The organism is Streptomyces aureus, assembly GCF_000725495.1.
Taxonomy (GTDB): Bacteria; Actinomycetota; Actinomycetes; order Streptomycetales; family Streptomycetaceae; genus Streptomyces; species Streptomyces aureus_B.
On sequence record NZ_JNZD01000004.1, the window covers coordinates 598,298 to 621,332 of the forward strand.

A 23,035-nucleotide genomic window follows, 5' to 3' on the forward strand; every position below is an offset into this window, starting at 1 on the left:
TGTTCGAACCAGATCGCTCAAGCGTTCGATCTCGACCTCCGCCTCCCGGCCGCGCGCGTCAGCCACCGGGGGCCCGAGGTACCCAATTCGTGGCCAATCCAGGACACTTCGGCGTGACCCGGCGCGCCGCGTTCCATGATCTTCGTCGTGCACGCACCCCAGAAGAACCGTCCCTCCCGCGTCATACGGGCACTCGCGCTGACGGCGCTCACCTGGCTGCTCGTCGGCGCGCCGGGCGGAACGGCCTCGGCCGACGCCTGCGCGTACGCCTCGACGGGACCGGACGGGATCACCGCCGTGGCCGTGGCGGGCGACGGGGCGGTCGCCGTCGTCGGACACACCGTCCGATGCCCGGCCCCGACACCGACCCCACCCTGCCCCCCGACGCCGACGCCGACCCCGACGCCGCCTCCTCCACCACCACCACCGCCACCACCACCGCCGAAGCCGAAGCCGACCCCCGAGCCGGCTCCGCCCCCTCCGCCCACCCACGCGCCGAAGCCCGCGCCACCGCCGCCACCACCTCCGCCTCCGCCCCCTCCTGCGCCGAAGCCGAAGCCCCTGCCGCCGCGGCCGGCTCCGGTCGCGGCACCGAGACCGACGCCGAAGCCGAAACCGAGCCCGCGCCCCGCGCCGGCACCGGTCCCGGTCGCCTATCCGGCGTACCGCACCCCGGCGCACCAGCACGTGCCCCGCGGCGGTCCGTCACTGGTCTCGTTCACCCTGCTCATCACCGCGCCCGCGGTGCTCGCCGTCGCGGCACTGCGCCCGCGCTGACCCCTGGAGGCACACTGTGTCGGATTGGCTTGTTCTCGCCCTCGCGATGGCGGCCGCGTGCCTCGTGGTCCTCGTCGTGACCCTTCTGCGCCATCGCAGGGCCAGCGAGGACGAGGACCCCACCGAGACGCCGGACGTCATCGAGTACATGACGATGATGATCGGCGTGGTGTACGCCATCGTCCTCGGTCTGGCCATCGCCGGTGTCTGGGAGGCCCGCGGCAGCGCCCAGAACCAGGTGCAGACGGAGGCACAGGCGCTGCACGAGATCTCGGAACGGGTCCGGGTCTACCCGCCCGACGTCCGCGACCGGATCCGCGGCGACGTGGACACCTACGTGCACTACGTGGTCACCACCGAGTGGAAGACCATGGCGGAGCACGGCCGGGTGACCGACGAGGGCGGCCGGATGCTCGACCAGGTCCGCCGCGACGTCACCGACTACCAGCCCAAGTCGGACTTCGAGGCGCAGGCCTACCAGCCGCTGCTCGACCAGGTGACGCTCGCGGACACCGCACGCAGCGCCCGCGCCGACTCCACCGGCGCGACCATGCCGGGGGTGGTGTGGTTCGGACTGATCACCGGTGCCGTGGTGACGGTCGGAATGATCTTCGCGCTGCAGATCCGGCGTACCGCGCGGGAACTGGTCCTGGCCGGGCTGTTCTCCGCCCTGATCGCCTTCCTGCTCTTCCTGATCTGGGACTTCGACTCCCCCTACAGTCGCGGGATCACGGCATCGGCGGAACCCTTCACGGCGCTGTTCCCACATCTGCCCGGCTGACGTGCCGGCCGGGAGGCCCGGGCGGGCGGGGGACGGGCGCCACGCCGGGCGCGTCCCCCGTCCGCACGCACCGCGTCCCCCGTACGGCGTACCCGATTGCCCCGTTCGCGCTACTGGGATCGCGGCCCCGTGCTCCCTTTTCTAGCGTTTCGATCATCGAGGTGCATTTCTGGCGCAAGCGGAACAGGTCCGCGGCAAGGCTCCTCGGAGAGCTGGAGGATCACCATGGGAGCGATACGCGTCGCTTCGGCCGCACTGCTGGGCGCGACCGCCCTGGCCTTCGCCGCACCCGCCGCCGTGGCCGGTGACGGGGACCACGGCCTCACCCCCATCACCCCGTTCGCCTTCAGCGTGCAGCCGTCCACCGTCGCCGCGGGCGGCCAGGTGTCGCTGCTGCTGAAGCGGGACGGCGGGTGCCGGGGCACCGCGACGGTCACCTCCGGCGTCTTCGACACCGTCACCATCCCGCCGGGGCAGTCCTCGGCCACCGCCATGGTCGACTGGGACGCCAGACCCGGGGCCGTGTACGACGTGACGTTCTCCTGCGGCGGCGCGAGCGGCAGCACCGGGCTCACCATCGCCGGCGGCCGGCCGGTCACACCCACTCCCGTTCCCCTGCAGCGGGGTGTCCGGGCCGGCGTCGGCGGCAGCGTCGGCGGTTTCGACCTGAAGCAGATCGGGCTGGGGACGGCGCTCATCACCGGGTCCGTCGGCACGGCCTGGTACCTGTCCCGCCGGCGGACCTCCTCCGACGAGACCTGACGCGGCGGCAAGGCCCTTCGCTCCGGACCCGGCAGAGCGGGTCCGGAGCGAAGGGCCCCAGGTGCGTCCGCACGGCGGACGGGTGATTCCGCGCGGCGGACGGCCGGCCTCCGAAGGGGAAGGGACCGGCCGTTCACCCGCGGAGCGGTCAGATGTGCCGCTCCGACCTGCGCCGCATCCAGAACACCCCGCCGCCGACGGCCGCCGCGGCCACCAGGCCGCCGCCGATCGCCATGTCGGTGGGGGTGGCACCGGTGGTGCTGCTGCCGCCGAGACCACCGCGCACACCGCCGATGACGGTGAAGGCGGCCGGGCGGGTCAGCGGGCCCGTCCCCTCGCAGTTGACCGTGATGTCGTACGAACCGGGACGGGCGTCCTGGTTGATGGTGGCGGTACCGCTGGACGCCTCGGTGCGGCTGCCCAGGAGCGGCGAGAGTCTCGCCTGCCGGAACGCGGGAGAGGTCATCGTGCCTCCCCTCGGGCACCCGTCGACCGTGACGGTGAGCTGGCCGCCCCGGGCGATGACGCTGGGCTGCGCCACGATGTTGCTCGGCGTGTTCCACGCCGCGGCCATCGGGGCGGCGAGCCCCACGGCGGCGACCGCGGCGGCGGACACCGCCAGGGCACGAGTAGTACGCATGTGATCCTCCGCGGGGGCGCCCCGGGAACCGTCCCCGGTGGATCGGCGAGAAAGCGCCTCCCAGTCAGACCCTCAGATGCCGTGCACGGGGCCGCATTTCGGGAATGGTCCGTCCTGGTGAGAGGACACGCCGAAGGAATTCCGCACAATCGGATATTGCCGCAGGTCACGGACCGTCGGAAAATTCCTGGTCACGGCAACTCGGATGGCGCACGGGGCATTCCGCCCGCCACCCGTTCGCCCGCGCCCCGTCGCCGGGCGGCCCCGGTGCCATTAGCGTGCTCATATGCGCGGATGACGAGGCGACGGCCGCGTCGAGAGGGGATTGCGAATGTCTGCGTCCGAGCTGGCCGAAGAGGAGGAGCAGCCGAGGAGGCGCGCTCCCTGGGGCGTGATAGCGCTTGTCCTGCTGACCGGCCTCGCCCTCATCCGGAACGGTTCCGGTGAGTTCGACGTGGGCCCTCCGCAGCCGGCCTCTGCGGCCGCTGCGGACAGCCGCACCCCGGGCACCACCTTCTCCAAGACGCCGGCCGCGCTGCCGTATTCCGTGGTCGACCGGGTGCGGATCCCGGCCATCCGCGTCGACGCCCCCGTGACGCCGGTGGGTCTGGACCTCGACGGATGGGTCGACGCGCCGCCGCCCGAGGACCCGAACCTGGCCGGCTGGTTCACCGGCGCGGTCTCACCCGGCGAGAAGGGCACGGCCGTGATCGTCGGCCATGTCGACAACATGCAGGGCCCCGCCGTCTTCTACGGGCTCGGTGCGCTCAAGAAGGGGAACAAGGTCGAGGTCCTGCGCAAGGACGGGAAGACCGCGGTGTTCGAGATCTACGGCATCGAGGTGTTCGCCAAGGCCGATTTCCCCGGCGACCGCGTGTACAACAGCAAGGGCACCCCCGAATTGCGTGTCATCACGTGCGGAGGCGGTTTCTCCAAGCAGCACGGATACGACGGGAACGTCGTCGTCTTCGCGCGCCTTTCCGAGGTGCGCTGAGCGTTCGCACGAAATGCCCCGCGCAAGGGACAGCGGCCGAAAGCCCCGCGCAGCACCTGCGCGGGGCTTTCCGGTTCCGGCGGGGCTTTCCGGCTTCTAGGCGTTCCTCCGGTGCGGCACCGTGATGTGGTAGCCGGCGTCCAGCAGGCGCGGGAGATAGGTGCGCAGCGCCTGGACGCTCTGCGAGCGGTCGCCGCCGGCGTCGTGCTGGAGGACGACCACGCCCGGGGCGGCCTCCTTCTGGACCGTGCCGACGATCTTGCGGGTGCCCGGTCTCGACCAGTCGAGCGTGTCGATCGTCCAGGCCAGCGGCTCCATGCCGAGTTCCGCGCCGATCTGGTAGACCGCCCGGTTCCACTCCCCGTACGGCGCCCGGAACCAGGTCGGCGGTTCGCCGCAGGCGTCGTCGATGACCTCGCTGGTGCGCTCCATCTCCGAGCGGATCGCGGAGCGCGAGAGCTTGGTGAGCAGCGGGTGGCTCCAGGTGTGGTTGCCGACGACGTGCCCGTCGTCCGCCATGCGGGCCACCAGGTCCTTGTTGTCGGCGGCCATCTGCCCGCACACGAAGAACATGCCGTGCACGTCGTACTCGTGCAGGGTGCGCAGGATCTCCGGGGTGTACTTCGGGTCGGGGCCGTCGTCGAAGGTCAGCACCATCGTGCGGCCGCGCCCGGAGACCCGCATGAAGGGCTGGTCCCGTACGAGGGTCCGCAGCTGCGCGCTGTGCGGCATCGGGCCGTACCCGGCGAGCGGCTGGAGGCGGTAGGCGGAGGGCTTGAGGGCCCCGGACGCCTGCGGGCCGGAGAGCGGCAGACTTCGCGCCGGCTCCGCGGCCTGTCCTGCGGTCAGGAGACGGGCCGTGCCCGCGGCCCCGGCCGCGCCCAGGACAGCGGCGCCGGCGATCAACGCCCGGCGCCGGTTAATCAGCTGATCCTTTTTCATGATTAATCAGTCACCCGGCGGAAGGCCGATCCGGCCGAACACCACCGGTGTGGCCCCCGGAAAACACCCGCCCGGCCCATTCAGCGCCGGCGCACCAGCGGGAACGGCAGCGTCTCACGGATCGTCAGACCGGTGAGGAACATGACGAGCCGGTCGACGCCGATCCCCAGCCCGCCGGTGGGCGGCATGGCGTACTCCAGCGCGTCGAGGAAGTCCTCGTCCAGCTCCATCGCCTCGGGGTCCCCGCCCGCGGCCAGCAGCGACTGCTCGGTGAGCCGTCGCCGCTGCTCCACCGGGTCGGTCAACTCCGAGTAGGCGGTGCCCAGTTCCGTGCCGAACGCGACGAGGTCCCAGCGCTCCGCGAGCCGCGGGTCGGTCCGGTGCTGCCGGGTCAGCGGGGACACGTCGGTCGGGAAGTCCTTGTAGAACGTCGGCAGCTGGGTCTTCTCCTCGACCAGACGCTCGTACATCTCCAGGACGACGTCACCGCGCCCGTCGTCCGCCGTGTACGGCACGCCCGCGCGGTCGCACAGCCGCAGCAGCCGCTCCAGTTCCGTGTCGGCGTCGATCTCCTCCCCCAGCGCCTCGGAGACCGCGCCGTACACCGTCTTGACCGGCCACTCCCCGGAGATGTCGTACTCGACCCCGCCCTTGCGGGCGACCGGTGAGCCGAACGCGGCGGTCGCGGCGCCCTGGATCAGCTCGCGGACGAGGTCGAGCATCACGTCGTAGTCCGCGAAGGCCTGGTACGCCTCCAGCATCGTGAACTCGGGGTTGTGCTTGTAGGAGACACCCTCGTTGCGGAAGGTGCGGCCCATCTCGAACACCTTCTCCATGCCTCCGACGCACAGCCGCTTCAGATAGAGCTCGGGGGCGATGCGCAGATAGAGGTTCAGGTCGTAGGCGTTGATGTGGGTGGTGAAGGGCCGGGCGTTGGCCCCGCCGTGGATCTGCTGGAGCATCGGGGTCTCGACCTCCAGGTACCCGCGGTCGAGCAGCCCCTGCCGCAGCGCCTGGACGGCCGTGGAGCGGGCGCGCACGACCTCGCGGGCGGCCGGGCTGGAGACCAGGTCGAGATAGCGGCGGCGGACCTTCGCCTCGGGGTCGGCGAGGCCCTTGCGTTTGTCGGGCAGCGGGTGCAGGCACTTGGCGGTGAGCAGCCAGGAGGTCACGAAGACCGTGGGCTCACCGGTGTCGCTCGCCCCGGCGAGACCGTCGGCGCTGATGTGGTCGCCTATGTCGATCACCTGCCGGAAGCGTTCGAGCTCGGCACCGGACTCCGCCCGGGTGAGGGCGATCTGCAGGTCCCCGGACCAGTCGCGCAGTACGGCGAACAGGATGCCGCCGAAGTCCCGTACGAGCATCACGCGTCCGGCGACGGTCACGTCCTCGCCGCCGCGGACGTCGGCCAGGAGGTGGGTACGCGGCGGGATGCCGACCGGGTAGGGGTCGGTGCCCTCGGCGCGCAGCCGGTCGAGCTTGCGGTGCCGCACCCGGACCTGGTCGGACAGGCCCGCGCCCGCGTCGCCGCCCCCGTCCCCGTCCCGGGCGTCGAGGCCGAGGGCCTCCAGCGACGGCAGCCCCGCGGTCGTGGCGGGCGCGGGCGCGCCCTTGGTGTGCCCCTTGCCCCACAGGCTGCGCAGCGAGGGTACGGAGACGAAGCCCTCGGCGATGGCGGACGCCAGGCCGATGCGGGCGAGGGCGCCGGTGTCTCCGTAGCAGATGAAGCGCGGGTACCACTCCGGGTGGTACTTGGCGTTGGAGCGGTACAGGGCCTCCAGCTGCCACCAGCGGGAGAAGAACAGCAGGAGGCGGCGCCAGAGCCGGAGCACCGGGCCCGCGCCGATGCGGGCGCCCTCCTCGAAGACCGAGCGGAACACCGCGAAGTTGAGGGAGATGCGCCGGACCCCGAACCGGCCGGCGACCGCGCACAGCTCCGCGACCATGAACTCCATGACCCCGTTGGGCGCGCTGCGGTCGCGGCGCATCAGGTCGAGGGAGATCCCGTCCTGGCCCCAGGGCACGAAGGAGAGCAGGGCGAGCAGCTTGCCGTCGGAGCCGATCGCCTCGACGAGCAGGCAGTCGCCGTCCTCGGGGTCGCCGAGCCGGTCGAGGGCCATGGAGAAGCCGCGCTCGGTCTCGGTGTCGCGCCAGGCGTCCGCCCGGCCCACGATCTCCTCCATCTCGCTGTCGGACAGGTCGGAGTGACGGCGGACCCGGCAGGTGGCGCCGGAGCGTCTGACGCGGTTGACGGCCTGCCGGGTGACGCGCATGTCGCGGCCGGACAGGTCGAACCCGGCGACGTGCAGGATCGCCTCGTCGCCGAGCTGCAGGGCGCCGAGCCCGGAGCGGGCGAACGCCTTGGCTCCCTCCTCCGACGCTCCCATCGCGGCGGGGGCCCAGGCGTAGCGGCGGGCGATGTCGAGCCAGGCGCCGATCGCGTGCGGCCAGGCCTCGCGGTCGCCGACGGGGTCCCCGCTGGCGAGGCACACCCCGGCCTCGACGCGGTAGGTGACGGCCGCCTTGCCGCTGGGCGAGAAGACGACGGCCTTGTCGCGGCGGGTGGCGAAGTAGCCGAGGGAGTCGTCGCCGCCGTACGCCTGGAGCAGAGCCCGGATCCGGGACTCCTCGTCGCCGTGCAGCGCCGCGACCAGGCGCTGCGAACGGAAGAGCGTGGCGGCCGCGTTGAGCAGGGCGAGGGCGCCGAACAGACCGAGGACGAAGAACAGCCAGCGCGGCGGACGGCCGTCGAAGGAGCGCCCGGAGACGAGTCCGCCGCAGACCCGGTTGGCGGCCCACAGCAGCCGCTGACTCTCGGGCAGGGTGCCGGGGAACAGCTCGACCAGGGCCCAGCCGAGCAGGATAGCCAGGACGAGCCCGCTGACCAGGACGAGCAGGGCCCGTCGTACGGCGGCGCGCCGCGAGTCGGCGTAGAACTCCCGCCGGGCCACGATCAGCAGGGCGAGCAGCAGCCCGCAGACGATCAGCGAGGGGATCGAGGCGGCGTACAGGCCGGCGGCGACGCCGAGGACGTCGGTGAGGACCAGCAGGCCGAGGTAGACGACCACGAGCCACCAGGCGATCTTCTTGCGGGCGGCGGTCGCGGCGGCGAGCAGGAAGAGGAAGACGGCGTACGCGAGGTTGGCGCTGACCGGAATGATCAGCAGGTCGAGAAAACGCACGACCGGGCGCAGCAGCGCGCGCAGCGGGGGGATGAAGGCGAGCAGGGTGCAGAGCAGGCCGATGGCGGCGAAGAAGGTCGCGAAGCCTTCCGGCACCTTGCTGAGGAAGCCGTTCCGGGGCGGCCGTGGCGGGCCGCTGGCGGTCTTCGGCGGGCGGGCCTCCACGGTGGCACTCATGGTTCCGACTGTAGGAAGAGCGGCGGCGCACCGCCCGTCGAGCGGATCCGTGCCGCTCCCCCGAGGCGGGGGGACCTGCGGGTTCCGATAGCCTCGCGGGCGTGACGGAAGAGCAGCACGCGCATCGGTTCGAGCGCGGGACGGACGGTCCCAAGGTCATCGTCGTCGGTGTCGACGGCTCCGACTCCTCGCTGCGCGCCGCGGCGTACGCCGGGGGGCTCGCACGGCGGCAGCGGGCGCTGCTCGCGGTGGTCTACGTCCAGCCGGTGATGGCGGCGGGAGCGGCGCTCGGGGTGCCGGTCTCGGAGACGACCGACGAGATCGCCGAGGACCTGATCCAGTACATCCGCGACGCCGCCGAGCGGGTGAAGGACATATTCGACGTGCGCTGGGAGTTCCACACCTTCCGCGGCGATCCGTACAACGGCCTGGTGACCGCCGCGGACGACCTGAAGGCGGACGCCGTGGTGGTGGGCGCCTCCGAGCAGGCCGGGCATCGGATCGTCGGTTCGGTGGCGGTCCGCCTGGTCAAGGCGGGCCGCTGGCCGGTCACCGTGGTGCCGTAGGGGCGTCCGCCCCGGCCGGCAGGAGGCCGGTCCGCCCCACCCCGCCCGATCGAGGCGAGCCCGGCCCGGTGCAGACCGGCGGGCTGGCCTGGCGCAGACCGGCGGGGCCGGCCCGGTACAGACCGGCGGGGCCGGCCTGGCGCAGACCGGCCCAGGCGAGCCCGGCCTGGGCCACCCGGGCGAGGCCGGCTCGGCCTGGTACCTGCCGGCCGGGGCGAGCCCGGCCCGGTACCGACCGGCCCAAGCACCGCCGACCCGGTCCACCCGGGCGAGGCCGGCTCAGCCTGGTGTGGACCGGCGGGGCGGGGCCGGCCTGGTGCCGGGCGGCCGCGGCGAGCCCGGGGCGGGGCCCGGTCAGCCGGTAGGGGTCAGGCCGGAGCGGGCGGCGCCGCGGGCGAGGACGACCTCGCGGATCCGGTCCCGTACGGCGCCGACGCCGGCCCCCTGCTTCAGCGCCGCGTCCAGGTCGACGGTCCGGCCGGCGTCGAGGTCGAAGGCCAACGGGGTGAACTCGGCCTTCGTCACCTCCCATCGCCCGCCGTGCCGCGCGGGCGGGGAGAAGGTGAAGCGGCCGAGGGTGCCCTGGTCCCCGCGCGGGTCCCGGACGCCCCGGTCGTCGTACATCTCCCCCGCGACCTGGTCGCCGGTGCCGTAGACGACCCAGGTCCCGTTGACCTTCTCGTACGGCTGCGGGACGTGGGAGCGGGTGCCGAGGATCAGGTCGACGTCGGGGCGGGACCCGGTGCGGGAGGCTGTGAGCTGTCTCGCCAGGCTCAGCTGGCGCTCGTCGGGCTGATCCTGCCACTCGGTGCCCCAGTCGAGGGAGACGACGACCACGTCGGCTCCCGCCGCGCGGGCCGCACGGGCGTCCGCGACGACCCTGGCGGGGTCGGCGTCCGCGACCGCCCAGGGCTGCCCCGGTGGGAGCGGCAGCCCGTTCGTGCCGTCGGTGTACGCGAGGTGGGCGACCCGGGCACCGCCCGCCCGCAGCAGCGTGACGGCGTTCGCCTCCGCCGCGCCGCGCGCCGAGCCGGTGTGCCGCAGACCCGCGTGGTCGAGTGCGTCCAGGGTGCGCCGGACGCCGTCGGCGCCGTCGTCCAGGGTGTGGCCCGATGCGGTGGAGCAGGAGTCGTAGCCGGTGGCGGCGAGCCCGTCGGCCACCTGCGGCGGGGACAGGAAGGCGTACGTGCCGGTGGGGGCGGCGGTGTCGTGGACGGTGCGCATGTGACACAGCGCCAGATCGGCGCCGGAGACGAGGGGCCGGATCCCGGCGAGCATCGGCCGGAAGTCGTATCCCGCGCCCCCGGCGTCCGAGCCGGCCCGGTCGAGGACCGTGCTGTCGGGGAGGACGTCGCCGCCCGCGACGAGCGTGAACCCGCGGACGGCGGCGGGGCCGGGGCGCCCGTCGCGGGGGTGCTCGGGGGCGTTGCGGGCCTGGCTGACCACTGCGGCCGCGATGAGGGCGGCCGCGAGGGCCAGATTGATCTGTCGCGCACGTGTGATCATGCCGGGCCCCATGCGGTCGTATTTAATGCCTCATTGCTACGCATCCACGTACATGGGCCGCCGGGAGTCAAGGAGCCACCACCGCGGCTCACCCGTCCGGCGCGCACGAACACCCTCCGGGCGAACGGAGGTACGAACCCGGCCGCCGCGGAATCAGGGCGTCCACCTCGGCCGACCGTTCGGCGCACCGTTCACCGAGCGCTTCGACCGCCCACCGCACAACCGTGTCCCCGCCCTGTCCGGCCGGGGCGCGGGGCGCTGACATACACGCCATGACGGCCGGAACCACCACCATCACCCCCAGGACGACCGCCGAGCACGAACTGGCCGCGCTGCAGCGCGAGCACGGCCGCCCCCTCTTCGCCCTGCTGCTGCGCCTGTCCGACGGCGACCGCCAGCGCGCCGAGGACCTGCTCCAGGAGACGTTCGTCCGCGCCTGGCAGCACCCGGAGGCCCTGCGCGCCGACGACTTCGACTCCGTACTGCCCTGGCTGCTGACCGTGGGACGGCGCCTCGCGATCGACGCGCGGCGGGCCCGGCAGGCCCGGCCCCCGGAGGTCGGGGACGCGGTCCTCGACAACGCGAGGGTCTGTGCCGATCACGCCGAACGGTCGGCGGCGACGCTCGATGTGCGGGAGGCTGTGAAGACTCTCACTCCCGAACACCGGGAAGTCCTGGTGCTGGTGTACTTCCACGGGGCGAGTGTGGCGGAGGCCGCCGCGGCGCTGGGAATCCCACCCGGTACGGTGAAGTCCCGCGCGTACTACGCGCTGCGCGCCTTGCGCCGGGTCCTTCCCGGGTACGCGGCCGACCTGCACTGAAACCGACGGCTTGGTCAAACCTCCGTAAAGTGCCTTGCTGGGGACCATGGTTGAGCAATCAGCTTGCCTCATCCGTTTTCCGGACTGGGGCCCGGGGTCGGGCGACGCGCACGCACCGGAGGAAGGCAGGAAGGGATGCTGCACAGAGGGCAAGAGAGCACGGACGGCACCGGTGGGGGCGAACTCACCGTCCCCATGGCCTGGTTGTACGCCGAGTACATCGCCGACGAACTGCTGCGGACGGGCGACCTGATGCCGCCCACCTCCTTCGAGTTCCGCGCCGGGCGCGACGCCCTCGCGCTGACGATCTTCCTGTCCGACAGCGGCGGCGAACTCTCCGGGATCCGGGTCATCACCCAGCTGGAGACCTGGCTGTCGCTGACGGCCTACGACCAGCCCTGGCACACCTGGGTGCGCGAACACCTGGAACTGCGCGCGGCCGAGGCCACCGGGTCCGCCGCGCCCGATCCCGATCTGGAGCTGGCGTCAGCGGCCTGGCGCTGGCTGGAGGAGACGGAACTGCTCGCCCCGGACCTGGACGCGGTGCCCGGCAAGGGCTCCGTGCCCGGCGAGGACGACGGCCCCAAGGTGTGGACGGCGGCCTGGCGGCTGGGACTCCCGCTGGGACATCTGGCCATCCACCTCTTCTGACGACGGCCACGACTCGCCGGAACCAGGCCGGCATCGCACCGGCGAAGGCTCCCGCCGGGCCGGGAAGACGCCCGGCGCCGGCTCCGACCGGGCCGAAATCGCCCCCGGGCGACAGCTCGGACCGGGCCGGGACCGCCCCCGGCGACCCCGCGGGCCGGCCGGGATCACCCGCGTCCGCGGCTCCGACCGGGCCGGGAACAATTTTTCCGTGCCCGCACCAATCCGCGCGCACCCGCGCTCCGAATGTCTTGTCCCCGATTCCTGACGTGCCTTGAGTGATTCGACGGTCTGCTGCGTACCCGTGGGCAACAGCAACACCACTCACAGTCCGCACCAAGGCCACGAGGATTCGGTATTCGGTATGAGGTCCCCTGAACGGCATGGCGACGTCGGCGCCTATGCGCTCGGCGTGCTCGGCGAGGCGGAAGCCTTCCGCTTCGAGGACCACCTCGTGGAGTGCGCCCAGTGCACGGCATTCGTCAGCGAGTACCGCCCCGCCACACGGCAGTTGATGTTCTACCGCCAGGCGACACCGCGCAGCGTCCACCCCTTCGCCGCCCCCGGGCCGCGGCTGCTCGACCGGCTGCTCGGCGAGGTGGCCACCCGTCAGCGGGCCGGGCGCAGGCGCCTGCTGTTCGCCCTGGCGGCCTCCGTGGTCCTCGCGACCGGCGGCTCCGCGCTCACGCTGGTCGTGGGCGACGACTCCCCCAAGGACACGGTCGTCGCGGCCGACACCCCGTCGAGCCAGATGGCCAGGACCGACGCGGAGACCGGGGTCTGGGCCCAGGTGACCACCCGGGAACGGCTCTGGGGCAGCGAGATCGAGGTCGCGGTCAAGGACGCCAAGGGCCCCCGCTCCTGCGAGCTCGTCGCCATCGGCAAGGACGGCTCGGAGCAGTCGGTGACCAGCTGGATGGAGCCCGCGCACCACGACGACGCCCTCACCATGCAGGGCGGCTCGTCGATGCGGACCGACGAGATCCGCCGGTTCGAGGTGCGCACCGCCGACGGCGAACACCTCGTGACGCTCAACTCCCCCTGATCCAGCCCGGTTTCACCGCTCGGGTCACCGAGGGTCCGCACACGCGGTCCGCTCCCCTCGGTCCGGCTACTTGAGCAGCCGGGACATCCGCCGGTCGGCCAACGGCTTCCCACCCGTCTGGCAGGTGGGGCAGTACTGCAGCGAGGAATCGCTGAAGGAGACCTCACGGATGGTGTCCCCGCACACCGGGCAGGCCTCCCCCGTCCGCCCGTGCACCCGCAGCCCGCTCTTCTTCTCCGCCTTCAACCGCCCCGCGGCCAGCCCGTGGGAGCGCTCCACCGCCTCGGTGAGCGTGCCGCGCAGCGCCTCGTACAGGCGCCGGGTCTCCTCGGGGGTCAGCGAGGAGGCGATCTTGAAGGGGGACATCCGGGCCGCGTGCAGGATCTCGTCGCTGTAGGCGTTGCCCACCCCCGCGATCAGGCTCTGGTCGCGGAGCGCGCCCTTGATCCGGCGCCGCTCGCCCTGGAGCAGCCCGGCGAACCGCTCCTCGTCGAAGTCGGCGGCGAGCGGGTCCGGGCCGAGCCGGGCCACGCCGGGGATCAGCGCCGGGTCCTCGACGACGTACACCGCGAGCCGCTTCTGGGTGCCGGCCTCGGTCAGGTCGAAGCCTTCGCCGGTCTCCAGCGCGACGCGCAGGGCGAGCGGCCCCTTGCCCGGCCGGGGCGGGCCGTCGGGGAGCGTGTCCTTCCACTGCAGCCAGCCCGCGCGGGCCAGATGCGTGACGAGGTGCGGGCCGTCCGTCGCGATGTCGAGGAACTTGCCGAACCGGCGGACTCCGGTGACCTCGCGTCCTTCCAGGGCGGTCACGGGCGGGTCGTACGTCTTCAGGACGCTGACGGCGACGGGCAGCACCCGCACGATCCGGGTGCCGACGGCACGGCCGGCCAGGAATTCCTTGAGCGCTTCGACCTCGGGCAGTTCCGGCATACGTCCAGGGTGCCATCCGGTACGGGCGGCGCCCGGGATCAGCTCCGCTCCGATCCGGCGCGGGCGCGCCCGGGATCAGCTCCGTTGCCATCCGGCGCGGGCGGCGCCCCGGATCAGCTCCGTTCCCCGACCATGAACTCGCACCACACGACCTTGCCGCCGCCGCGCGCCTCGACGCCCCAGACGTCGGTGAGGCGGTCGACGAGCAGCAGTCCCCGGCCCGAGACTCCCGACTCGCCCGCCTCGCGGCGGCGGGGCAGCGCGCTGGAGGAGTCCTCGACCTCGACGCGCAGCCGGCGGTCGGAACCGGCGAGCACGCGCAGGGTCACGATGGCCGAGCCCTCGGTGTGCATGAGCGCGTTGGTGATCAGTTCGTCGGCGACGAGCTCGATCTCGTCGGCGCGGTCGCGGGCCCCCCAGGCCCGGACGGCGGCCCGGATCATGTGGCGGGCCTCGCTCAGCGCCTCCGGGTCCCCGGGGGCCACGTGCTGCTGGAGGCGTCCGCCCGAGCGCTGGTCGATCAGGCCGTGGCGGCGCAGGAGCAGCAGGGCGACGTCGTCGTCGCCGCCGCGGTCCTCGGCCATGTCGATCAGCCGGTCGGCGAGGTCGCTGACGTCCTCGGGGCCCGCGCGGATGACGTCGCCGAGGATGCGCATGCCCTCGTCGAGGTCGACCCCCGGTTCCTCGACGAGCCCGTCGGTGCACAGCAGCAGAGTCTCGCCGGGATCGAGTTCGATGGTGGCGACCGGGTACTCCAGGCGTCCGAACTCGGCGGACAGGCCGAGCGGCAGGCCGCCTTCGAGAGGCAGCCGCCGGCAGGCCCGGTCGGCGTAGCGCACGAGCGGGTCGATGTGCCCGGCCCGGACCAGCTGGGTCACTCCGGTGGACAGGTCGATCTCCGCGTAGAGACAGGTCGCGAAGCGGTCGGTGTCGAGCTCGTGGAGGAAGACCGAGGCGCGGGCCATCACGGTCGCCGGGGTGTGCCCCTCGGCCGCGTAGGCGCGCAGGACGATGCGCAGCTGGCCCATGACGGCCGCCGCGTGGGTGTCGTGGCCCTGGACGTCGCCGATGACGGCGCCGACCCTGCCGCCGGGCAGCGGGATGAGGTCGTACCAGTCGCCGCCGATGTCGCGGCCGAGCGAGGCGGAACGGTAGCGGACGGCGATGTCGGCGCCGCTCACGCTCGGGATGGAGCGCGGCAGCATGGCCTGCTGGAGCCCCTGGGCGAGGTCCTTCTCCTGCTCGAAGAACATGGCCCGCTGGAGGCTCTGGGCGATGCTGCTGCCGAGGGCGACGAGGACGTTGCGCTCGTCCTCGGAGAAGCCGTGCCGGTCGTTGTAGAGCAGGCCGATCGCGCCGATGGGGCGGGCCTGCACGATGAGCGGCAGATAGGCGGCCGAGGTGATCTTCAGTCCGGTGATGTTCGGCCAGAGCAGCGGATACGACTCGGCGAACTCCTCGGGGGACTCGATGAAGTGGGGTACGAGGGTCCGTACGACCTCGTTCATCGGGTACTGGGCGTCCAGCCGTGTGACCCGGGTGCCGGGGACGTAGCTGTGCTCGGGGCCGGTGGCGACCATCCGGATGCGGCCGGCCTCCACCAGGCCCATCACCAGGCTGGCCGCGCCGAGGTGGGTGAGGCCGTGGGTGTCCTGGAGCACGTCGATGACGTCCTGCACGGTGACCGCGTGGGCCAGCGCGGCCGTGGTCAGCTGCACGACGCTGGTCTGCTGGCGCCGTACCTCGTGCTGGGCGGCCTGCTCGCGACGGGCCACGCTCTCGTCGAGCTCCGCCGTGGCGTCGCGGACGATGCCGATGATGCGGCGCGGCCTGCCGTTCTCGTCGCGGCGGATGTAGCCCTGGGTGTGGGTCCAGCGCAGGGCGCCGTCGCGGCGGCGGATGCGGAAGTAGGCGCCGTAGTTCTCGCTGCCGTCCTTCAGGGCGTGGGAGACCATCGTGTCGAGCCGGCGCGACTCGGCCGGCGGGACGCGCATGGCCAGGGTGGCCGGGTGCCCGTCGTATTCGTCCGGGCGCACGTCGAAGATCTCGTGCGCCTGGGCGTCCATCTGCATCAGACCGGTGTCCAGGTCCCAGTCGAAGCTGCCCATGCGGTTGAGCGCCAGGATCGGATCCGGGTGGGCGGGCCAGTCGTCCGGGAGTGACAGGGCGCTCGCTCCCCGATCAACCATGGGGCCACCATGCCAGCATTTGCCCGATTGTTCGACTTCTGGGACGCCGGTTCAGGGGTCCCGCGGGAAGCGGGCGGCGTTCACGTGGCGGGGGCATCGGCGGAGACGTCGAAGACGCTGTCGGGACCGGTTTCGGGGTCGGGGATCAGCCCGCCGTCGGGACCGTCCGGGGCGGTGTCCTCGGGGGACGTGCCCGGACCGTCGGACGGGTCCTCCGGTGACGGGGACTCCGGGGGGCCGGAGCGGTCGGGGGCGGACGGGGCCGTGGTCCCGGCCGAGGGGGCCGCACTGGTCCCGGGCCGGGTCGTCGGCGGTGCCGTGACCGTGGCGCCCGGGCAGTGCGGGGGTTCGGCGCTCGACCGCGCGGGACGGCCGGAACCGGCCACGTCCATGACGGCGCCGTCCGTCGCGCCGTCCGTCGGCGCGGTGCCGGGGCCGGTGCTCTCGCCGGGGGTGCTCCGGCCGCCGTCCGGCGTCGGGGTCACCGTCACGGTGGGCGTGAGGCAGTCGGAGGGGTCGGGGTACGGACTGCGGCCGCCGGTGTCGGCGGAGGGCTCGGGCGCGGAGGGGGAGTCGTCCGGCCCCGGGGTCCGGCCGTCGGGCCGCGGTACGGCGTGGTCGTGGCGGTGGCCCTCGTACCCGACCGGCCGCTCGATCCAGCTGTCGTCGCGGGCGTCGACGATCGTGATGTCGGTGATCACGTCGGGCGCCGGTGTCACCACGACGACCTGGGCGGGCCGGTAGCCGCTCCAGGGCCTGCCCCGGGTGTCCGGGTTGCCGTCGATCACGGTGGGCCGGCCCAGCGGGTTGCCGCAGGCGCAGCGCACCCGGGGGACGCCCCGGTCGTCGACGAGGACGGCGGTGCCGGCCTGGAGCACGGCCTGGAAGCCGGTCGCCTGTCCGGCGGCGAACCCGTGGTCCGTGACGCCGGTGTCGGCGCGCAGCACGACGGGGGTCAGCCCGCGCAGGTAGTCCGGGACGGACCCCGGGGAGATGCCGGAGAGTTCGGCGAAGGCACGGGTCTTGGCCGGGTCCGAGGCCAGATAGCGGATCTGTCTGCCGACGTCGCAGCTGCCGGTGTTCCGGGTGCCGCCGTACAGGCCCGGGGTGGCGCCCGAGACCGAGCGCACTCCCTCGGTGACGGTGGCCGACGGTTGCGGCGTTCGGGTGACGGGCGGCCGGGGCGCGGGGGTGGTGTCGGTGGGTGCCGTGAAGGGGTCGGGCCCCTGGTCCTCGAGGGGCTGGAGGAGCACCTCGCCGCCGGTGGATCCGCTGCGCGCCGAGCGCCCGCCGTCGCCGCTGCAGCCACCGACGACGAGGAGCGCCGCCGTGAGCGCGCAGGCGGCGGCAAAGGTCCTGGTGGGTATGTGCACCACGTCTCTCCCGTTCGTCCCGGGCCGTTGGTGCCTCATTGTCTGCGTCACCCTCTTGGCGCACGCAAGCGGAAAACGGTCACCCAGCGTCACAATGGAGGGGAGAGGAGCGCGCCCCATGGAGTGGTTCGTCGCACCCGGCTACTGGCTGAGCCGGCTGGTCTTCCAGCGGGGGCTGGCCGTGCTGTATCTGGTCGCGTTCCTGGGCGCGGCCCTGCAGTTCCGGGCGCTGACCGGGGAGCGTGGGATGCTGCCGGTGCCCCGCTTCGTGCGGCACGTCGCCTTCCGGGACGCGCCGAGCGTGTTCCACTGGCGCTACTCGGACCGCTTCTTCGCCACCTGGTGCTGGACGGGCTGCGCGGTGTCGCTGGCGCTGGCCGCAGGACTCGACGGGCTGCTGCCGCTGTGGGGCGCGATGCTGCTGTGGCTCGTGCCGTGGGCCCTGTACCTGTCGGTCGTCAACGTCGGCCAGACCTGGTACGCGTTCGGTTGGGAGTCGCTGCTGCTCGAGGTGGGCTTCCTCGCGGTGTTCCTCGGCAACGACGAGGTGGCGCCGCCGGTCGTCGTGCTGTTCCTGCTGCGCTGGGTACTGTTCCGCGTGGAGTTCGGGGCGGGGCTGATCAAGATGCGGGGCGATCCCTGCTGGCGGAAGCTGACCTGTCTCTACTACCACCACGAGACCCAGCCGATGCCGGGTCCGCTGAGCTGGTTCTTCCACCATCTGCCGAGGCCCTTCCACCGGATCGAGGCGGCCGCGAACCACGTCACCCAACTGGTGCTCCCGGTGCTCCTGTTCACCCCGCAGCCGATCGCGTCGGCCGCGGCCTCGCTGATGATCCTGACCCAGCTGTGGCTGGTCCTGTCGGGCAACTTCTCCTGGCTGAACTGGACGACGATCGTCCTCGCCCTCAGCGTGACCGAGCTCCCCTCCACCGCTCCGCACACCGCCGCGACGCCGCTGTGGTACGAGGTGGTCGTGCTGGCGGCGGCCGCGGGCCTGGTGACCCTCAGCTACCGCCCGGCCCGCAATCTGGTCTCCCGGCGGCAGGTCATGAACCGCTCCTTCGACCCGCTCCATCTGGTCAACACCTACGGGGCGTTCGGCAGCGTCAGCAGGATGCGCCACGAGGTGGTCGTCGAGGGCACGGCGGACGAGGTGCCGCGCGCGGACGCCGACTGGCGGGAGTACGAGTTCAAGGGCAAACCCGGTGACCCGCGGCACTGGCCGCGCCAGTTCGCTCCGTACCATCTGCGGCTCGACTGGCTGATGTGGTTCGTGGCGCTGTCCCCCGGATACGCGGGCGCCTGGTTCTCCGGTCTGGTCGAGCGGCTCCTGGAGAACGACCGGGACACGCTGCGGCTGCTGCGCCGCTCCCCGTTCCCCGCCGACACGCCGCCCCGCTACGTCCGTGCCCGTCTCTTCCGTTACCGGTACACGACCTGGCGGGAGCTGCGGGAGACGGGCGCGTGCTGGCACCGGACCTATGTGCGCGACTTCCTCCCGCCGACGCGGCTGGAGGGCACCGCCGAGCGACGGGTGCCGCATCGGTAGCGGCGGGTGCCGCACAGGAAGCGGTGGGTGCCGCATCGGTGGCGCTGGTGCCGGTCACAGGCCGTAGACGCGGGAGGCCGTGCCGCCGAAGACGGCCTGGCGCTCGCCCTCCGCCAGCTCCGCCGTCAACTCCTCCGCCATGGAGACGACTTGGGCGTAGGTCGCGGCCGTCGTGCACACCGGCCAGTCGGAGCCGAACATCAGCCGTGCGGGGCCGAACGCCTCCAGGACCGTGTCGGCGTAGGGCCGCAGGTCACCGGGGGTCCGGCGGGCCGGATCCGCCTCGGTGACCAGCCCGGAGAGCTTGCAGACCGTGTTGGGCCGGGCGGCGAACTCCCGGACGGCGGCCGCCCAGGGCTCCGCCGCGCCGGTGGACACCGGCGGCTTGCCCAGGTGGTCCAGTACGAAGGCGAGCCCGGGATGGTGGTCGGCCGCCCGGGCGCAGGAGGGCAGCTGGTGCGGCAGGACGACCAGGTCGTGGACGAGACCGGCATCCGCGACGGCGGCCAGTCCGCGCCGCACGTCGGGACGCAGCAGCCATTCGGGGTCGCGCTCGCCCTGGACCTGGTGGCGGACGCCCTTGAGGAGACCCCCGCCGGGGAGGTCACGCAGCCGCGCCAGTTCCTCGGCGACGTCCGGCCGGGTCAGGTCCGTCCACCCGACCACGCCCGCCACCAGCGGAGCCCGGTCCGCGAGGGCGAGCAGTTCCGGGGTCTCCTCGGCCACGGTGACCGTCTGGACGAGGACGGTGCGGTCCACCCCGGCGGCCCGGGCCTCCGGTTCCAGGTCCGCGATCGTGAAGTTCCGCCGCAGGGGCTCCAGTTCGGGGCCCACGAGCCAGTCCTGGTCGCGCACGGACAGGTCCCAGACGTGGTGGTGCGCGTCGACGCTCATCCGTCCTCCGGGGCGGGGAGCGGCACTGTGGGGAGGAGCGGTGGGGTGCCGGGGAGCGGTGCTGTGGCGGGGAGCAGGCCCTCGGTGCGCAGTTCCGCCCAGAAGGCCGTGGGAACCTCGGCCGTGAACTGCTCGGCGCAGTCCCGGACTTCGGCGGCCGTGCGGGCTCCGGCCAGGACGCTCGCGACGGCGGGGTGGGCGGCGGGGAAGGCCAGGGCGGCCGCGCGCAGGGTGGTGCCGTGCCGTGCCGCGATCTCCTTCAGCCGCAGGGCGCGGTCCAGCAGCGCGCTCGGGGCCGGGGCGTAGTCGTACGTCGCTCCCTGCACCGGGTCGGCCAGCAACCCGGAATTGAAGGCGCCGCCGATGACGACGGAGACGCTGCGGGCCTGCGCGGCGGGCAGCAGCTCGGTGAGCGCCTCCTGGTCCAGCAGGCTGTAGCGGCCCGCGCACAGCACGACGTCCACGTCGGTCTCGCGGACGAACCGGGCCAGCATCCGCGTCTGGTTCATGCCCACGCCGATCGCGCGCACGACGCCCTGCGAGCGCAGGTCGGCCAGTGCGGGGAAGGCCTCGCGCAGAGCCTGTTCGCCGTGATCGTCGGGGTCGTGGAGGTAGACGACGTCCACGTGGTCGAGGCCGAGCCGTTCGAGGCTGGCGTCCAGGCTCCGCCGTACGCCGTCGGCGCTGAAGTCCCAGACGCGGCGGTGGGTGGCGGGTACGGCGAATCCGTCGGCCAGGTCGTCGCCGCCGGTGTCCACGGGTTCCAGGAGGCGGCCGACCTTGGTGGACACGGTGTACCGCGAGCGGGGCAGGCCGCGCAGGGCCGCGCCGAGGCGCCGTTCGGAGAGGCCGAGGCCGTAGTGCGGGGCGGTGTCGAAGTAGCGGATGCCGCTCGTCCAGGCGGCGGCGACCGCCTCGTACGCCTGCTCCTCGGTGACCTCGGCGTACAGGTTGCCGATTCCGGCGGCGCCGAAGGACAGCGCGCTGACGGGGACGCCGCTCGCGCCGAGGGCGTTCACCGGGCGGCCCGGCGCGGCCGCAGGCCCTGCATCCCGCCGTCGACGGCGAGCGCGGTGCCGGTCGTCGACCCGGACAGCGGGCTCGCCAGGTAGGCGATGGCCCCGGCGACCTCGTCCGCCGTCACCAGACGTCCGGTGGGCTGGCGGTCCTCGAGCGCGGCCCGCTCGGCGGCCGGGTCGGGGGCGGCGTCCAGGAGCCGGCCGACCCAAGGGGTGTCCACCGTACCGGGGTTGACGCAGTTGACGCGGATGCCGTCGCCGAGGTGGTCGGCCGCCATGGCGAGGGTCAGCGCGAGGACGGCGCCCTTGGACGCCGAGTACAGCGCCCGCTGGGGCAGTCCGGCCGTGGCGGCGACCGAGCAGGTGTTCACGACGGCCGCGTGCGCGGAGCGCCGCAGATGGGGCAGGGCGGCGCGGGTGGTCCGCACGACGCCGAGCAGGTTGACGTCCAGGACCCGGTGCCATTCGGCGTCGTCGTTGTCCTCGACGGTGCCGCGGGCCCCGGTCCCCGCGTTGTTGACCAGGACGTCGAGGCCGCCCAGGTCCGCGGCCGCGGCGGCCACGGCGGCGCGCACGGAGGCGTCGTCGCTGACGTCGGCCCGATGGCCGAGGAGCGGCTTCTCGACGGCCGACGGATCGAGGTCGAGGACGGCGACCCGGGCGCCGCGGGCGGCGAGGAGCGCGGCCGTGGCCCTGCCGATCCCCGAGGCGCCGCCGGTCACCAGCGCCCTGAGTCCGTCGAAGTCCTGAGCGTCCGTCATACGGTGTTTCCCTTCGGCTCGTCGGCCGTCCGCCGGGCGAGGTCGGCGGACCAGAACGTACCGCCGGGATAGCCGAACTCCGCGATGGACGCGGGCTTCATGGCGGCGGAGAAGCCCGGCGCGGCGGGGGCACGGTAGTGGCCGTCGCGGATCACGACCGGATCCGTGAAGTGGTCGTGCAGATGGTCCACGTACTCGATGACCCGGTCCTCGGTGGTGCCGGACAGGGCGACGAAGTCGAACATCGCGAGGTGCTGGACGAGTTCGCACAGGCCCACTCCCCCGGCGTGCGGGCAGACCGGGACGCCGAACCTGGCGGCGAGGAGCAGAATGGCGAGGTTCTCGTTGACGCCGCCGACCCGGGCGGCGTCGAGCTGCAGGATGTCCAGGGAACCCGCCTGCAGGAGCTGCTTGAAGACGACGCGGTTGTGCACGTGCTCGCCGGTGGCGACCTTGACGGGGGCGACGGCGGCACGCACGCGGGCGTGGCCGAGGATGTCGTCCGGGCTGGTCGGCTCCTCCATCCAGTACGGCCGGAACTCGGCGAGCGCCCTGGTCCATTCGATCGCCTCGTCCACGTTCCAGCGCTGGTTGGCGTCGACGGCGATGCGGACGTCCGGGCCCACCGCCGCGCGGGCGGCGCGCAGCCGCCGTACGTCGTCCGCCAGGTCCGCGCCGACCTTCAGCTTGATCTGCCGGAACCCCTCGTCGACGGCCTCGACGGCCAGCCGGGTGAGCTTCTCGTCTCCGTAGCCGAGCCAGCCGGGCGAGGTGGTGTACGCGGGATAGCCCCGGTCCCGCAGGGCCGCGGCGCGTTCCCCGGCTCCTTCCCGGCCCCGGCGCAGCAGGTCGAGCGCCTGCTCGGGCGTCAGCGCGTCCGTGAGGTAGCGGAAGTCGACCTGGCCGACGAGCCACTCGGGATCGGCCTCCGCGAGCAGCCGCCACAGTGGCAGGCCCGCGCGCCGCGCGGCCAGGTCCCACACGGCGTTGACGACGGCGCCGATCGCCATGTGCATCACGCCCTTCTCGGGCTCCAGCCAGCGCAGTTGGCTGTCGCCCACCAGGTCCCGGGACAGCGAACCGGGGTCGGCGCACAGCGCGTCGACGGACCGTCCGACGACGTGTCCTCGCAGCGCCTCGATCGCGGCGACCTGGACCTCGTTGCCCCGGCCGATGGTGAAGACGAAGCCGTGTCCGGCGGCCCCGTCCGGGGCGTCGGTGCGCAGGACGACGTACGCCGCCGAGTAGTCGGGGTCCGGGTTCATCGCGTCCGAGCCGTCGAGCTCGCGCGAGGTGGGGAAGCGGATGTCGTGGGTGTCGAGGGCGACGACGCGCGCGGGGGTCGGGGGCACGGCGGGCCTTTCCGTCGGCGGCAGGGGGACCATGGCCGGGGGCGCGGGGGAGCTCGGTCCCGAGGATCTCTCCCCCGGCCGGTCCCCGTACAGGGTCCGGCGCGCTTCGGCCAGCCGAATGTCCCGG

19 protein-coding genes are annotated in these 23,035 nt (G+C 73.2%); 8 read left to right on the forward strand and 11 right to left on the reverse strand.

The genetic code is table 11. The annotated features are described in order from the left end of the window. Window positions 1–793 precede the first annotated feature (793 nt). Window positions 794–1,558: a bestrophin-like domain gene (locus IO36_RS08785; protein ID WP_078943076.1), complete on the forward strand. Its 765-nt coding sequence runs from the start codon at window positions 794–796 to the stop codon at window positions 1,556–1,558. Window positions 1,559–1,783: 225 nt separating this feature from the next. Then, on the forward strand, window positions 1,784–2,320 hold the full coding sequence (locus tag IO36_RS08790) for a hypothetical protein (protein ID WP_037617844.1): 537 nt from the start codon (window positions 1,784–1,786) through the stop codon (window positions 2,318–2,320). 148 nt (window positions 2,321–2,468) lie between these two features. Here the strand turns inward: IO36_RS08790 and IO36_RS08795 are convergent, their stop codons facing one another. After that, window positions 2,469–2,960, reverse strand: a complete 492-nt coding sequence (locus IO36_RS08795) for a hypothetical protein (RefSeq protein WP_037617845.1) — start codon at window positions 2,958–2,960, stop codon at window positions 2,469–2,471. A 331-nt stretch (window positions 2,961–3,291) separates the two neighbouring features. Between IO36_RS08795 and IO36_RS08800 the strand changes: the two genes are divergently transcribed. Further along, complete coding sequence (locus IO36_RS08800) at window positions 3,292–3,954, forward strand: class F sortase (protein ID WP_037617847.1); 663 nt, start codon at window positions 3,292–3,294, stop codon at window positions 3,952–3,954. A gap of 96 nt (window positions 3,955–4,050) precedes the next feature. Here the strand turns inward: IO36_RS08800 and IO36_RS08805 are convergent, their stop codons facing one another. Then, window positions 4,051–4,896, reverse strand: a complete 846-nt coding sequence (locus tag IO36_RS08805; protein WP_037617849.1) for a polysaccharide deacetylase family protein — start codon at window positions 4,894–4,896, stop codon at window positions 4,051–4,053. Window positions 4,897–4,976: 80 nt separating this feature from the next. Next, window positions 4,977–8,255 (reverse strand): bifunctional lysylphosphatidylglycerol synthetase/lysine--tRNA ligase LysX, encoded by a 3,279-nt coding sequence (gene lysX / locus IO36_RS08810; protein WP_037617851.1) that lies wholly within the window; start codon window positions 8,253–8,255, stop codon window positions 4,977–4,979. Between the two features lie 101 nt (window positions 8,256–8,356). Here lysX and IO36_RS08815 point away from each other — a divergent pair, with 101 nt between their 5' ends. Further along, on the forward strand, window positions 8,357–8,821 hold the full coding sequence (locus IO36_RS08815; RefSeq protein ID WP_037617853.1) for a universal stress protein: 465 nt from the start codon (window positions 8,357–8,359) through the stop codon (window positions 8,819–8,821). Window positions 8,822–9,175: 354 nt separating this feature from the next. On the opposite strand, the gene IO36_RS08820 is transcribed toward IO36_RS08815, so the two are convergent. After that, complete coding sequence (locus IO36_RS08820; protein ID WP_037618549.1) at window positions 9,176–10,327, reverse strand: CapA family protein; 1,152 nt, start codon at window positions 10,325–10,327, stop codon at window positions 9,176–9,178. A 272-nt stretch (window positions 10,328–10,599) separates the two neighbouring features. Here IO36_RS08820 and IO36_RS08825 point away from each other — a divergent pair, with 272 nt between their 5' ends. The 3 genes from IO36_RS08825 (at window position 10,600) to IO36_RS08835 (ending at window position 12,841) form a co-directional block, all read left to right on the forward strand. Further along, a complete protein-coding gene (locus tag IO36_RS08825; protein ID WP_037617855.1) occupies window positions 10,600–11,148 on the forward strand; it encodes a sigma-70 family RNA polymerase sigma factor in 549 nt (182 codons plus the stop codon). Window positions 11,149–11,283: 135 nt separating this feature from the next. Continuing rightward, a complete protein-coding gene (locus IO36_RS08830) occupies window positions 11,284–11,799 on the forward strand; it encodes a hypothetical protein (RefSeq protein WP_037617856.1) in 516 nt (171 codons plus the stop codon). A gap of 361 nt (window positions 11,800–12,160) precedes the next feature. After that, window positions 12,161–12,841: a zf-HC2 domain-containing protein gene (locus IO36_RS08835; protein WP_037617857.1), complete on the forward strand. Its 681-nt coding sequence runs from the start codon at window positions 12,161–12,163 to the stop codon at window positions 12,839–12,841. Window positions 12,842–12,907: 66 nt separating this feature from the next. Here the strand turns inward: IO36_RS08835 and IO36_RS08840 are convergent, their stop codons facing one another. From IO36_RS08840 to IO36_RS08850, 3 genes are all read right to left on the reverse strand, one after another. Then, window positions 12,908–13,768, reverse strand: coding sequence for an Fpg/Nei family DNA glycosylase (locus IO36_RS08840; RefSeq protein ID WP_037617858.1), 861 nt, complete (start codon window positions 13,766–13,768; stop codon window positions 12,908–12,910). 113 nt (window positions 13,769–13,881) lie between these two features. Beyond that, window positions 13,882–15,957 carry a SpoIIE family protein phosphatase gene (locus tag IO36_RS08845; RefSeq protein ID WP_037617860.1) on the reverse strand — a complete coding sequence of 692 codons (2,076 nt, stop codon included), beginning with the start codon at window positions 15,955–15,957 and terminating at the stop codon, window positions 13,882–13,884. A gap of 80 nt (window positions 15,958–16,037) precedes the next feature. After that, entirely contained in the window at window positions 16,038–17,333 is a 1,296-nt protein-coding gene (locus IO36_RS08850; protein WP_245173171.1) for a DUF6777 domain-containing protein, read from the reverse strand. Window positions 17,334–17,448: 115 nt separating this feature from the next. Here IO36_RS08850 and IO36_RS08855 point away from each other — a divergent pair, with 115 nt between their 5' ends. Further along, entirely contained in the window at window positions 17,449–18,882 is a 1,434-nt protein-coding gene (locus IO36_RS08855; RefSeq protein ID WP_037617862.1) for a lipase maturation factor family protein, read from the forward strand. Window positions 18,883–18,936: 54 nt separating this feature from the next. Here the strand turns inward: IO36_RS08855 and IO36_RS08860 are convergent, their stop codons facing one another. From IO36_RS08860 to IO36_RS08875, 4 genes are read right to left on the reverse strand one after another with little or no spacing between them, the layout of a single operon-like run. Further along, window positions 18,937–19,776, reverse strand: coding sequence for an amidohydrolase family protein (locus IO36_RS08860; RefSeq protein ID WP_037617864.1), 840 nt, complete (start codon window positions 19,774–19,776; stop codon window positions 18,937–18,939). Further along, complete coding sequence (locus tag IO36_RS08865; RefSeq protein ID WP_051900171.1) at window positions 19,773–20,795, reverse strand: aldo/keto reductase; 1,023 nt, start codon at window positions 20,793–20,795, stop codon at window positions 19,773–19,775. Before IO36_RS08865 ends, IO36_RS08860 begins: the two co-directional genes overlap by 4 nt. After that, window positions 20,792–21,556 (reverse strand): SDR family NAD(P)-dependent oxidoreductase, encoded by a 765-nt coding sequence (locus IO36_RS08870; protein WP_037617866.1) that lies wholly within the window; start codon window positions 21,554–21,556, stop codon window positions 20,792–20,794. Before IO36_RS08870 ends, IO36_RS08865 begins: the two co-directional genes overlap by 4 nt. Continuing rightward, complete coding sequence (locus tag IO36_RS08875) at window positions 21,553–22,941, reverse strand: enolase C-terminal domain-like protein (protein ID WP_051900173.1); 1,389 nt, start codon at window positions 22,939–22,941, stop codon at window positions 21,553–21,555. Before IO36_RS08875 ends, IO36_RS08870 begins: the two co-directional genes overlap by 4 nt. Between the last annotated feature and the right edge of the window lie 94 nt (window positions 22,942–23,035).